The sequence below is a fragment of the Mesorhizobium sp. M5C.F.Cr.IN.023.01.1.1 genome, from assembly GCF_003997585.1.
In the GTDB taxonomy this organism is placed as follows: Bacteria; Pseudomonadota; Alphaproteobacteria; order Rhizobiales; family Rhizobiaceae; genus Mesorhizobium; species Mesorhizobium wenxiniae.
In genome coordinates this window covers 1-12,240 of sequence record NZ_RZSU01000153.1, presented here as the reverse complement: position 1 = coordinate 12,240, position 12,240 = coordinate 1, and the positions used below count along the sequence as shown (strand labels likewise).

12 protein-coding genes and 1 pseudogene are annotated in these 12,240 nt (G+C 62.9%); 10 read left to right on the top strand and 3 right to left on the bottom strand.

From position 1 onward, the window contains the following. From EOA78_RS32655 to EOA78_RS32625, 7 genes are all read left to right on the top strand, one after another. On the top strand, positions 1 to 831 hold an 831-nt coding region (locus EOA78_RS32655), incomplete at its 5' end, for a substrate-binding domain-containing protein (protein ID WP_164784039.1). A 105-nt stretch (positions 832 to 936) separates the two neighbouring features. Continuing rightward, positions 937 to 2,178 carry a sugar ABC transporter substrate-binding protein gene (locus tag EOA78_RS32650; RefSeq protein ID WP_127319563.1) on the top strand — a complete coding sequence of 414 codons (1,242 nt, stop codon included), beginning with the start codon at positions 937 to 939 and terminating at the stop codon, positions 2,176 to 2,178. A gap of 384 nt (positions 2,179 to 2,562) precedes the next feature. Next, entirely contained in the window at positions 2,563 to 3,489 is a 927-nt protein-coding gene (locus tag EOA78_RS32645; RefSeq protein WP_127319561.1) for a sugar ABC transporter permease, read from the top strand. Next, positions 3,489 to 4,346, top strand: coding sequence for a carbohydrate ABC transporter permease (locus EOA78_RS32640; RefSeq protein ID WP_127319559.1), 858 nt, complete (start codon positions 3,489 to 3,491; stop codon positions 4,344 to 4,346). The genes EOA78_RS32645 and EOA78_RS32640 overlap by 1 nt, the downstream gene beginning before the upstream one ends. Positions 4,347 to 4,373: 27 nt before the next feature. After that, positions 4,374 to 6,383: a glycoside hydrolase family 127 protein gene (locus EOA78_RS32635; protein ID WP_127319557.1), complete on the top strand. Its 2,010-nt coding sequence runs from the start codon at positions 4,374 to 4,376 to the stop codon at positions 6,381 to 6,383. A 110-nt stretch (positions 6,384 to 6,493) separates the two neighbouring features. Then, entirely contained in the window at positions 6,494 to 7,657 is a 1,164-nt protein-coding gene (locus tag EOA78_RS32630) for a hypothetical protein (RefSeq protein WP_127319555.1), read from the top strand. Then, entirely contained in the window at positions 7,644 to 8,276 is a 633-nt protein-coding gene (locus tag EOA78_RS32625; RefSeq protein ID WP_127319553.1) for a hypothetical protein, read from the top strand. Before EOA78_RS32630 ends, EOA78_RS32625 begins: the two co-directional genes overlap by 14 nt. Here EOA78_RS32625 and EOA78_RS32620 read toward each other — a convergent pair. Genes EOA78_RS32620 through EOA78_RS32610 form a run of 3 tightly spaced genes read right to left on the bottom strand, consistent with a single transcriptional unit; the run spans position 8,273 to position 10,413 of the window. Next, a complete protein-coding gene (locus tag EOA78_RS32620) occupies positions 8,273 to 8,713 on the bottom strand; it encodes a GtrA family protein (protein ID WP_245477925.1) in 441 nt (146 codons plus the stop codon). The two genes, EOA78_RS32625 and EOA78_RS32620, sit on opposite strands and share 4 nt — an antisense overlap. After that, positions 8,706 to 9,398 carry a class I SAM-dependent methyltransferase gene (locus EOA78_RS32615; RefSeq protein ID WP_127319549.1) on the bottom strand — a complete coding sequence of 231 codons (693 nt, stop codon included), beginning with the start codon at positions 9,396 to 9,398 and terminating at the stop codon, positions 8,706 to 8,708. Before EOA78_RS32615 ends, EOA78_RS32620 begins: the two co-directional genes overlap by 8 nt. Continuing rightward, positions 9,373 to 10,413 carry a glycosyltransferase family 2 protein gene (locus EOA78_RS32610; RefSeq protein ID WP_245477923.1) on the bottom strand — a complete coding sequence of 347 codons (1,041 nt, stop codon included), beginning with the start codon at positions 10,411 to 10,413 and terminating at the stop codon, positions 9,373 to 9,375. The genes EOA78_RS32615 and EOA78_RS32610 overlap by 26 nt, the downstream gene beginning before the upstream one ends. 34 nt (positions 10,414 to 10,447) lie before the next feature. Between EOA78_RS32610 and EOA78_RS32605 the strand changes: the two genes are divergently transcribed. The 3 genes and pseudogenes from EOA78_RS32605 to EOA78_RS37530 all read left to right on the top strand — a co-directional run. Further along, entirely contained in the window at positions 10,448 to 10,669 is a 222-nt protein-coding gene (locus EOA78_RS32605; RefSeq protein ID WP_127319545.1) for a hypothetical protein, read from the top strand. Positions 10,670 to 10,785: 116 nt separating this feature from the next. Next, on the top strand, positions 10,786 to 12,129 hold the full coding sequence (locus EOA78_RS32600; RefSeq protein ID WP_127319543.1) for a TldD/PmbA family protein: 1,344 nt from the start codon (positions 10,786 to 10,788) through the stop codon (positions 12,127 to 12,129). Beyond that, a pseudogene (locus EOA78_RS37530) lies at positions 12,116 to 12,240 on the top strand (3'(2'),5'-bisphosphate nucleotidase CysQ); the annotation flags it as partial. The gene EOA78_RS32600 and the pseudogene EOA78_RS37530, both read left to right, overlap by 14 nt.

Sequence of the window (12,240 nt, the reverse complement as noted above, 5' to 3'; positions counted from 1 at the left end):
CTGCTCACTAACGATACCTATGGCCGCTTCTCGCTGCCGGTCATGTCGGGCATTTCGGATGCGCTGGTCGACAAGGGCGTCTCGGTGTTTCTCTGCAACGTCGAGGACGACAAGCGCCTCGGCCAGCTCCATGTCGACGCCATGCTCGACAAGCGCGTCGACGGCATCATCGCCACCGGCAAGCGCATCGACCGCCATCTGCCGGTCGATCTCGCCAATCTGCGCATTCCCGTGATCTATGCCTTCACCCAGCCCGATCCTGGCGCCATCGCCTTTGTGTCTGACGACGCCGGCGGCGCGCGCTTGGCGGTCGAGCATTTTTGGCGGCTCGGGCGGCGCCGCATCGCCCATGTCACCGGGCCGGCGAGTTTTGCGGTGGTGCACGCGCGGGCACAGGCCTATCGTGACGTGCTGACCGAGAAAGACTTGCCGGTCATGGAACCATTGCTCGGATCGTGGTCGGAGGCCTGGGGTCACGAGGCGGTGAAGGAGCTCTTCGACGGTAAGCTGTCGAAGAGTGGGGGCGAAAAACCCGATGCCGTCTTTTGCGGCAACGACCAGATCGCGCGCGGCGTCATCGACGCGCTGCGCGAGCGCGGCCTCGGCGTGCCGGACGATGTCGGCGTCGTCGGCTTCGACAATTGGCAGATCGTGGCCGAGGCAACCCGACCGCCGCTGACCTCCGTCGACATGAACCTGGCAGCACTCGGGCGCGAGGCCGGGCTTACCTTGCTTTCGCTCGTCGGCGGCGAACCCGCCGAGCCGGGCATCCGAAAACTGCCGTGCCGGCTGGTGGTGCGTCAGTCATGCGGCCGTCTGCCGGACGGCTGAACGAATGCATGTCGCCCAAAAGTGCGTAGCGGTTTTGGGATAACGACATTGCATGAAACTAAAAGCAGCCGTGCCGATAGGAAACAGAACCAGGAGGAGGAGAACATGAGGACCATCATTACCGGGCTCGCCTTTGCCGCGAGCATCCTGAGCTTTCAGGCGGCCGCCGCCGAGACCGCCAACATCTGGGTTCGCGCCGACGGCTCGAACTTCATGCCGCGCATCGTCGACGCCTTCAACAAGGGGCATGAGAACCAGATCAAGCTGGACATCATCCCTAATGCCGAGATCATTCCGAAATACGGCGCGGCCGCCGCCGGCGGCACAGCACCCGATGCGCTGTCGCTCGACCTGATCTACACGCCGTCCTTCGCTGCCGCCGGCCAGTTGGAAGACATCACCGACTGGGCGAAATCCCTGCCTTATTTCGACAGCCTGTCGCCGGCGCACGTCAAGACCGGCACCTACAAGGGCCGCATCTACGGGCTGCCGTTCTCCGCCGATAGTTCGGTGCTGATCTGGAACAAGAAGCTGTTCAAGCAGGCCGGTCTCGACCCTGAAAAAGGCCCGACCAACTGGGCCGAGATCGAAGCCTATGCCGAGAAGGTCAACGCGCTCGGCGGCGACACTAGGGGATTCTACTTCTCCGGCAATTGCGGCGGCTGCAACATCTTCACCTTCACGCCGCTGATCTGGGCCTCGGGCGGCGACATCCTCACCGAGGACGGCTCGAAGGCGACGCTCGACAGCCCGCAGCTGCGCGGCGCCATCGACCTCTACCGCTCGATGGTCAAGAAGGACCTGGTGCCGGCAGGCGCGCAGACCGACACCGGCTCCAACTTCTTTGCTGCGTTTGCCGCCGGCAATATCGGCATCTCGCCGTCCGGCGCCTTCGCCATCGGCGCGCTGAACACCCAATACCCAGACATCGACTACGGCGTCACCTTCCTGCCTGGCAAGGATGGCGGCTGGTCGTCGTTCGCCGGCGGCGACAATTTCGTCGTCACCAAGGGCACCACCAAGATCGCGGTGGTGAAGGAGTTCCTCGATTTCGCCTATTCGCTCGAAGGCCAGACCATCCTGGCGAAATATGGCAGCCTTCCGGTGCGCGGCGACATCGCCAATGAGGCGCTGAAGGAGCTCGACCCGCGCTACAAGGTCGCCGCAGAGGCCATGGCCAAGGGCCGCACGCCCTATTCGGTGGTGTTCAACGATCTGATCAACTCCGCCAACGGTCCGTGGAACCAGATGGTCAACGAGGTCTTCTTCGGCGAAGACGTCGATGGCGCCATCGCCAACGCGCAGGAAACCATGCAGTCGATCATCGACTCGGCGCCGCAACAGTAGGCGCCGTTACTCCCCCTCGAGGGGAGGTCGGACCGCAGGTCAGGGTGGGGTCATCTCGGCAGTGCTCGACGTTCTTTTGCGTCGGCGCGCGTCGGAGGCGACCCAGCCCCCGGCCTTCGGCCGGACCCTCCCCTCAAGGGGAGGGGGACCTAGCGCTAACGGAAGAACAGGCATGACCGCGATCACGGAAACCACCGCGCCACCGCGCCGGGACGTTGGCTCCCCCTTCTCCCCTTGTGGGAGAAGGTGTCGCCGTAGGCGACGGATGAGGGATGCTCCAGCTTGGCACGGACGGCACTCCTTCCAACACCCCTCATCCGTCTCGGCGCTACGCGCCGATCCACCTTCTCCCACAAGGGGAGAAGGAAAGGCGAGCGGCCAGCCATGACCTCCATCGCAGCAATTTCCACCCCAGCGCGTCGCCGCAAACTGGTCGGCGCCGGCCGCCGGCAGTGGATCGGCCTGCTCTATGTCGCGCCGGCCGTCGCCCTTGTCGTCGTCTTCTTCATCATCCCGCTTTGCATGACGGCGTGGATGTCGCTGCACAACTGGCCGCTGATGGGCGCGCACAGCTTCATTGGCCTCGACAATTACTGGGCGATCCTGCGCGACACCAGGTTCTGGAACGCACTCAAATTCACCGGCTACTACACGGTGGTGGTGACGATCGCGATCTTCGCCGTCGCCTTTCCGCTGGCGCTTTTCATCGAAAGGCCGCGGCCGCTGACCGGCTTCTACCGGACGTCCTTCTTCATGCCGGCGGTCATCGGCTTCGCCTCGGCCAGCCTGCTCTGGTCTTGGCTTCTCAATGTCGATTTCGGCCTGTTCAGCCCGGCCGCCTTCGAACTCGGCCTGACCGAGAAGAAGGTCAATCTGCTGGCGACGTTCCAGCCGGCGTTCTGGTCGATCATCGCCATGGTCGTCTGGAAGGTGGCGGGCTTCACCATGATCATCCTGATGACCGGCCTGCAATCCATCCCGCCGGATCTGCAGGAGGCGGCGATGATCGACGGGGCAGGGCCGCTGGCGCGGTTTCGCGCCATCACTCTGCCGTTGATGCGCCGCACCCTGGCGCTGGCGCTGATCCTGTCGGTTGCCGGTTCGGTGCTCGCCTTTGACCAGTTCTACATCATCCTGCGCGGTGGGCCGCGCAACCAGACGCTGACCGCCGTCTACTGGATTTTCAACCAGTCCTTCGTGTCGTTCAAGCTCGGCTATGGCGCCGCCCTGTCGATGATCCTGCTGGTCATCCTGGTCGCGCTCAGCCTAATCCAGCTGCGGCTGCTGCGCCAACCGGAGGGCGTTGACTGATGGCGCAGGCAAGGAGCCGCAAAACCCGCATCGGCATGCAGATCGCCGAGCACTCGACGGGCATCATCGCCTCGGTGCTGTTCCTGGCGCCGATCGTCTGGACCGTGCTTTCGGCGTTCAAGCCGGCGCAGGAGTCGCGTCGGCCGCCGCTGCCGCCCTGGCCGACGACGGGTTTTTCGGTCGAGAATTACGCCACGCTCAACACTTTCGGCGACGGACTCTGGCTGCCGGCGCAAAACAGCATCTATGTCTCTGTCATGACGGTGGTGCTGTCGGTGATCGTCAGCGTGCTGGCCGGCTACGGTTTCTCGCGCTTCCGCTTTCCGCTGAAGAACCTGCTCTTCGTCGTCATCCTGTCGACGATCATGATCCCGTTCCAGTCGATCCTGACGCCGATCTTCCTGGTGCTGACCAAAATCGGCCTGCACAACACGCTGACCGGGCTGGTCTGCGTCTATGTCACGCTGCAGCTGCCGTTCTCGATCTTCATGATGCGCAACGCCTTCGACGCAGTGCCGCGCGAGATCGAGGAAGCCGCCCGCATGGACGGCGCCAACAATGTCACCATGCTGCTGAGGGTGATGCTGCCGCTGGTCTGGCCGGGCATCGTCACCATCGCGCTGTTCGCGTTCCTTGGCGCCTGGAACGAATTCCTGGCGGCGCTGGTGCTGATGACGGACCAGTCCAAATTCACGCTGCCGATCATGATGACGGCGCTGCAGTCCGGCCGCTTCGGCGCCATCGACTGGGGCGCGGTGCAGGCCGGCGTCACCGTGATGATGGTGCCATGCTTGGTGCTCTTCCTGTTGCTGCAGCGCTTCTACATCCGCGGCCTCATGGCAGGGGCCGTGAAGTGACCAATCGAATCGAACCGGAGTAAATTGATGACCGCATCGCAATCCGTCAGTCACGGCACTACGCCGGGCCAAACCGGCAAGTTGGGCAAGCCAAAACTCGCCTTCCGTCCGCTGCCCGTGCCGCAGGTCGATGTGCGCGGCTTCTGGGGCGACCGTGTCGATGCCGTCGCGACCAGGACCGCCGATATCCTCTACGACCGCTGCGTCGAGGCGCGCATGCTGGAGCAGATCGACCCTGACCGGCCGTCGCCCGGCGTCGTCATTCCGTTCCACTCACCCTCGCCGGACGAGGCAGCCACCGCCGGCAACGAGTTCACGGGATCTACGGTGACGACCCAGATGTTCTGGGACAGCGATTGGGGCAAGACCATCGAGACCGCGGCCTACTCGCTCTATCGCCGCCGCAATGACGAGCTGGAGCAGAAGATCGACGCCGTCATCGACATGTACGGCAAGCTGCAGCAGCCCGACGGTTATCTGTCGAGCTGGTACCAGCGCATCCAGCCCGGCTTGCGCTGGACCAACCTGCGCGATTGCCACGAGCTTTATTGCGCCGGCCACCTGATCGAAGGTGCGGTCGCCTATTACCAGGCGACGGGAAAGCGCAAGCTGCTCGACATCATGTGCCGCTATGTCGACCATATCGCCGAGACGTTCGGTCCCGAGCCCGGCAAGAAGAAGGGTTATTGCGGCCACGAGGAGATCGAGCTGGCGCTGGTCAAGCTTGCGCGGGTCACAGGCCAGCAGAAATACATGGACCTCGCAAAATACTTCATCGACCAGCGCGGGCAGCAGCCGCATCATTTCGACGAGGAGGCGCGTGCCCGCGGCGTGGACCCCAGAGCGTATCATTTCAAGACCTACGAATACAGCCAGTCGCACAAGCCGGTGCGCGATCAGGACAAGGTCGTCGGCCATGCGGTCAGAGCGATGTATCTCTATTCGGGCATGGCCGACGTCGCGACCGAGTATGGCGACGACACGCTGCGGGTGGCGCTCGACCGGCTGTGGGACGATCTCACGACCAAGAACCTCTACATCACCGGTGGCATTGGACCGTCGTCGCACAATGAGGGTTTTACCGCCGACTACGACCTGCCCAATGACACCGCCTATGCCGAGACCTGCGCTTCGGTCGGATTGGTGTTCTGGGCGAGCCGCATGCTCGGCATGGGTCCGAATGCCCGCTACGCCGACATGATGGAGCGAGCTCTCTACAACGGTTCGATCTCGGGCCTGTCGCTCGACGGCTCGCTGTTCTTCTATGAAAATCCGCTGGAAAGCCGGGGGGAGCACAACCGCTGGAAATGGCATCGCTGCCCGTGCTGCCCGCCTAATATCGGGCGCATGGTGGCTTCGATCGGCAGCTATTTCTACAGTCTGTCGGACGATGCACTCGCCGTCCATCTCTACGGAAACAGCACGGCTCGTTTCGATATTGCGGGGACGCAGATAGAGCTGACCCAGGCCAGCATTTATCCATGGGACGGCGCGGTGTCGATCGGCGTCGAACCCGAGGCGCCGACCGAGTTTACCTTGCACCTGCGCCTGCCAGCCTGGTGCCGCAAGGCGGCGCTCAAGGTGAACGGGGAGGCAGTCGATCTGGAGGATGTAATCAACGACGGCTACGCCGCAATCCGCCGTGAATGGCGCAAGGGCGATCAAGTCGAGCTAGATCTCGAAATGGCCGTCAACCGTCTCTACGCCAATCCGGAGGTGCGGCAGGATATCGGCCGCGTCGCGCTTGCCCGCGGCCCGCTGATCTATTGCGTCGAGGAGACCGACAATGCCGGCCAGCTGCACCGCATCGCCTTGCCACGGACGGCACAGATCGAGGCGTGCGAGGAGCCGAACCTTCTGGGCGGCGTCGTGACGCTTTCGGCTGTTGCCAGGAAAGAGGTGTTTGAAGGCTGGGACGGCGGCCTCTACCGCCCCGAACCGCCGGCGGTGGAGGAAGCAAAAATCACCGCCGTGCCGTATTTTGCCTGGGACAACCGCGATCCCGGCGAGATGCTCGTCTGGCTGAGAGACTCGTGATCCGGGGACGAAGATGATGCCGCCGACGAAAGGGATGTCTTGAATTTGCCCCGGCGGCGCTAATTTAGAGGGGAGAGTGGCGCCAGCCACTCGAATGGGTGGAGGCAGAGTTGGCGCTCGAAGATGTCGCGCGTGCGAGCGCTGGCGCTCGCGCCATGGTCCTGACCGTCGCAGCGGTGCCGTTGCTGTTCGCGATCAGCGGACTGGCTATTCGCTATGCAGCATTTGCTTCTGTGTCGGAGGAAACAGGTTTCGAGGCTTATGCCCGTGCGCTCTGCCGCTGGGATTGCGCCTGGTATATCGGCATCAGCGAACAAGGTTACGAGCGCTTTCCCATTCCAGACCACAGCAATGTCGGTCGCTGGGGCTTCTTCCCGCTCTACCCGATGCTGGTGGCGGCGATCCGGTCTGTTTTCCCTTTCCCTACGATACTGATCGCGACGATCACATCGATTGCGTGCAGCTACGCCGCCTGTCTGGTGGCATGGCCGCTGCTGGACAAGAACATGCGCGCTTATGTGCTGTATTGCGCTTTTCTGCTGAGCGGCCCGTTCTCCTTTCACTTCACGACCTTCCTGAGCGAACCTCTTTTCGTGCTCCTGACCTCGTGCGTTTTTCTGGCGCTCAAGCGCTCCAGCTATCTCGCCGCGGGTGTTTCATCCGCGCTGCTGTCGGCGACCAGGCTCGTCGGGGTCTTCGTCGTATTTGCGACCGTGATTCAAATATTCAGGGAGCACCGCGAGCAGGGCGGGTCGACGCTGTCTTTCCCGCGCTGGGTGCTTGGCCGGCCGGATCTGCTGGTCGCTGTCCTCATCTCGCCTGCCGGTTCGTTTGCTTACATCCTGTTTCTTTACCTTACGGTCGGGGACGGCTTTGCGTTCTTGCACATCCAGCGCGCCTTCGGACGCGTGGCCGGCAATCCGCTGGTCTTTCTATGGGACGGGCTCTCAGCTGTTCCGACCACCGGATGGCTGCCCACGGCGCCGCAATGGAGCGCGCTGGCCGCGATCACCGGATTGGCGCTGTCGGCCGTTCTGGCGGCTCGCAGGCAATATGGCGCGGCACTCTTCTGCGCGCTCTGCATCATCCTGCCGCTGATCACCAATCTGGCCTCGATGGTCAGATATGTCATTGGGCTCGCGCCTCTGACAATGATGCTCGTCGTCCTGTTGTCGGCGTCGAGGCTCATTTGGCTCGCAGCTTTGGTTCTCTTCCTCGGCGCCTGTTATTTCACGACGGTGGCGTGGATCGGAGGCTACCTTGCCTTGGTCTGACATTCTGGGGCCTTACAGACGCGCCGCCTCGCTCGGCGGCTACGCGCTCGCGGCGGTTCTGGCCGGGTCCGAGATCGTCATCCTTGCGCTTGCTCTCAATCCAAACGTCAATGCCGATTATCGCGCCTATTACATCGATCGGACGACGACCTGCCTCAATCGCGAGGCCGTCGGCAGCTACACACTTGGTCAGACGGTATCGTTCCGGAACGAAGGCGCCAAGCAGGCAGCCGGCATAAAGGTCTGCGGCTGGTCAGGACCCGTCGCCGACGGCACCCATTCCCTGGGCGAGACCTCGCGGCTCCGCGTGAAGATACCGCCGCTGCGCAACGGGCTGACAGCCACGCTGCAGATGGCCGCCGTCATTCGTCCTCCACAGATCACGCAGAGGGTTGTGATCTCGGTGAACGGTGTTCGGGCGCATGCGGTGACGCTGTCAGGTAAAGAACCCCGAACGGTCTCGTTCGTCATTCCATCGGCGCCGTTCGGTAAGGCCGATACACTCGAAATTGCCTTCGATTATCTCGACGGCATTCCGCCAACTCCGGCCGCCAGCAACATCTATAAGCGCTCGATCAAGCTGGTGTCGTTCCGGCTGGATGCCATTGAGGTGGATTAGGTAGAGCGGTCGCCTTGCTGGCCGGGTCTACGCTGCGCAAAAACCCATCGGTCGAGCATGAGCAGATTGACCGCTGGAATAAGCAGGCATGTAACCAGAATGGCAATGATGGGCGGCAGGCCGAGTTTCGCCGTCAAAAGCGCCGGCGCCGCGTAAGCCACGGCGAAACCTGTCGCCGTCAGCAGCAGAAAACGCGCAGCTTCCGACCGGTGCGATCCGCTCGACATGAAGGTTACTGATTTGTGGGCGAAATACGAAAACACGGCAGCCGCGGCGTAAGCCGCAAGCGACGCCTGGACAGGCGAGAAGCCGATCCATTCCGATTTGACCAAAGCGATAGCCAAGACGGCGTACAGGATCGTCGCGGCGATGCCGACCAACCCGAAGCGCGCCAGCAGCTTCAGCCCGGCGCCGGCGGTCGATCGGTCCTCAGACATGCGCACTGCACGCATACTGGGCTCCGAGCGGTAGGGGCGCGAGCAGGCGCTCGAGTCTTCTGGCAAAGGGCCTGGCCGACGGCAGCAGCAGGAAGTGCTCGGATCGGATATCCCTGAATCCCGTCTTCTGAAAGAGGGACGTTGCTTTGGCTGCGTTGAGGAGGACCGCGTCCTGGTCGAACGGACACCGGAACACCGCAAGGCGCGTCAGCAGGTTATAGGGATTGTGCTCGATGATGCAGGCAACGCCGCCCGGCCGCACGACGCGCCGCATCTCCCGGAAGAAATCGAGCCAGGAGGTGGGCGGAACATGATGGATGACGCAACTGGCGAAAGCCAGATCGAACGCGCCGTCCCCATAAGGCAGGCTCGGCGTCGTGCAGGTCGTGTAGGTCACACGTGGATTGTCCTGGCCGGCGCGCAGGATCGATTCTTCCGAGACGTCGCAGCCATCCAGGCTCTCGAAAGCGCCTTCGAGATAGGGATGGAGCGACCCTACGCCGCAACCGACATCCAGCGCCCGCACACTCGCGCCCCCCCGTCGTAGCTTTCGCTCGACCACGAGACGCCGCAGCAGGTCGGCTTTGGCGATCAGAAAGAAGTCGTGCTTCAGCCCGGAAAACCGGATGGATCCTTCGACCAAGTCGCCATAATCGGATTTATAGCTGTCGAAGAGTTCGGCCATCAGCCGAGGCTCCGTTCCTGGGTTTTCGAAACGATCGACGGCTCTCTCCAGAGGCGGCGGTGGCACGCATCGCCTTATCGAAGCCGGTGACTCGGTCAATCACGTAAAGCGGACGGCGTTTGACCTCGGCGTGGATGCCGCCGACATAAAGCCCGACCACGCCGGTCATGAAAAGATTGATGCCGCACAAAAGCGACACGATCACCACCGTGGATGTCCAGCCAGCTATGATGCCGGTTTCGAAAATCCAGGCGAAGATGGCGTAAGCACCGAACACTACCGCAAGCGCCGAAATTGCCAATCCGCCCCACAGCGCCAGGCGCAGCGGTTTCTCGGAGAAGCTGACGATGCCGTGTACGGCAAGGTGCATCATCTTCCAGAATGGGTATTTGGTCTGGCCCAGGGGCCGCGCGGGGCGTTCGAAAGGCACCGCCGTCTGCTTGAACCCCATCCAGGCGAACATGCCCCGGACGAAGCGGTCGTGTTCGGGCATTTGCTTGAAGGTTTCCAGCGCCTTGCGTCCGACCAGGCGAAAATCGCCGACGTCGCGCGGGATGTCGACCGACGTCATTTTCTCCAGCAGACGATAGAAGAGGCTGGCCGTTATGCGCTTGAACCAGGATTCGCCCTCACGTCTGACACGGCGGGCATAGACGATCTCGAAACCTTCCTTCCACTTCGCCACCAGATCGAGAACCACCTCCGGCGGGTCTTGCAGGTCGGCATCCATGACGATGACGGCGTCGCCCGCAGCCGCGTCCATGCCGGCGGTGATCGCGACCTGGTGGCCGAAATTGCGGGAGAGTTCGATCAGCCGGAAGCGCGGCTCGACAGCGAGCATGTTTCGAAGATATTCAACGCTTCCATCGAGGCTTCCGTCATCGACGAAAATGGCCTCTGTTTCTCCGTCCAACCGGCCAACCAGCCAACTGATCCGCTCGATCAGCCGAGGCAGCACCTGTTCTTCATTGTATATGGGAAGGACCAGCGAGTAGCGCGGTGGCGATACGGTCACCGCAGTCCTGATGTTTTGGATCACAGAGTCTCGCATGCAACTGAAACTGGAAGGCAAGCTACAAAGTTCCAAGGACATACAAGAAATCGCTAAATTTAGCGGTTTCGGTCAGGTGCCGATCATGAGTGGAAAGGACAAGGGCGTTACCGCAATCGCACGTCCGCATGTGGTCGGAGCACGGCGTCAAAGGGCCGTCGGCCAGTCCGAAATCGCTGCGAAGCAGCCTTTGAGGACCCGCTCCGATCATGCCGCTTAAAGCCGAGTGTCTGCTGGCCGATCTATCCTGCTTGCCACTTCTGCCATTGCACAAGCCACATCGGAACAATAGATGGTGCGGAGCGGCCGCCCCGGCGGAAAAACAGGACTATGCACATGACCGATACGCTGGACTCAGCGAAATTGACTGACCGCGTCGCGGCCCTGGTCGAGGCTGCCAAACGGGCCGGCGCCGACGCCGCCGACGCGGTTGCGGTGCGCGGCCGTTCGACCGGCGTGTCGGTGCGGCTTGGCAAGGTCGAGGGCACCGAGGCGTCCGAGAGCGAGGATGTTTCGCTACGCGTCTTCGTCGGCAAGCGCGTGGCGAGCGTCTCGGCAACCGCTGCCTCCGACCCGAAAGCGCTAGCCGAGCGCGCCGTGGCGATGGCGAAAGTCTCGCCGGAAGATCCCTATCAGGGCCTCGCCGATCCGGCCTTGCTGGTCAGGAAGCCGCGCGACCTCGATCTGTTCGATCCGACGGAAGTCTCGGCCGACCAGTTGAAGGAAGCGGCGCTGGCCGCGGAAGCGGCGGCCCTTGCCGTCAAGGGCGTTACCAATTCGGCCGGCAGCGGCGCCAGCGCCGGGCTTGGCGGGCTGGTGCTCGCCACCTCGCACGGCTTTGTCGGCCACTACGTCGCGTCGCGCTTTTCGCGCTCGACCAGCGTGATCGCCGGCGAGGGCACCGGCATGGAACGCGACTATGAATTCTCCTCGCGCCAGCATTTCTCCGACCTGGACGCGCCCGAGGACATCGGCCGCAAAGCCGGCGAACGCGCCGCGCGGCGCATCGGCGCGCGCAAGGCAGCGACCGGGCCGGTCGATGTGGTGTTCGACCCGCGCGTCGCCCGCGGCATTGCCGGTCATCTCGCCGGCGCCATCAACGGCGCGTCCGTCGCGCGCAAGACCAGCTTTCTGCGCGACATGATGGGCAAGCAGGTGGCGGCGGCCGCGATCACCGTCACCGACGAGCCGCTCCGGCTCCGCGGCCAGGCGTCGCGTCCGTTCGACGGTGAAGGCATCGAGGGCGAAAAGCTGCTCATGGTTGAGAAGGGCGTTTTGAATCACTGGTTCCTCTCAACCTCGGCCGCGCGGGAATTGGGGCTGACCACCAATGGGCGCGGTTCGCGCAATGGCTCCTCCGTCTCGCCGTCATCAACCAACCTCGCTATCGAGCCGGGCGAGCGGACGCCCGAAGACCTCATCAAGTCGCTCAAATCAGGCTTTTACGTCACCGAAGTGTTCGGCCAGGGCGTCGACATGGTGACTGGCGAGTACAGCCGCGGCGCTTCCGGCATCTGGATCGAGAATGGCGAGCTCGCCTATCCGGTTGCGGAAGTGACCATCGCCTCGAACCTGAAGTCCATGTTCCTCAACATGGTTCCGGCGAGCGATCTCGATCGAAATTTCGGCACCGCCGCACCAACGCTTCTGATCGAAGGCATGACCCTTGCCGGAGCTTGACCAGGTCACTTCCGCCGGGGCTCGCGAGGATCTGCCACTGCTGCGCGACGCCGCCCGCGAGGCGGGCGCCATCGCCATGCGCTATTTCGGCAACAATCCGCAGGTGTGGAT

Coding starts and splice junctions, on each gene's coding strand:
- EOA78_RS32615 (WP_127319549.1), bottom strand. CDS start 9,398: ATGGCCGAACTCTTCGACAGCTATAAATCCGATTATGGCGACTTGGTC.
- EOA78_RS32605 (WP_127319545.1), top strand. CDS start 10,448: ATGCAACTGAAACTGGAAGGCAAGCTACAAAGTTCCAAGGACATACAA.
- EOA78_RS32620 (WP_245477925.1), bottom strand. CDS start 8,713: ATGTCTGAGGACCGATCGACCGCCGGCGCCGGGCTGAAGCTGCTGGCG.
- EOA78_RS32650 (WP_127319563.1), top strand. CDS start 937: ATGAGGACCATCATTACCGGGCTCGCCTTTGCCGCGAGCATCCTGAGC.
- EOA78_RS32645 (WP_127319561.1), top strand. CDS start 2,563: ATGACCTCCATCGCAGCAATTTCCACCCCAGCGCGTCGCCGCAAACTG.
- EOA78_RS32600 (WP_127319543.1), top strand. CDS start 10,786: ATGACCGATACGCTGGACTCAGCGAAATTGACTGACCGCGTCGCGGCC.
- EOA78_RS32640 (WP_127319559.1), top strand. CDS start 3,489: ATGGCGCAGGCAAGGAGCCGCAAAACCCGCATCGGCATGCAGATCGCC.
- EOA78_RS32635 (WP_127319557.1), top strand. CDS start 4,374: ATGACCGCATCGCAATCCGTCAGTCACGGCACTACGCCGGGCCAAACC.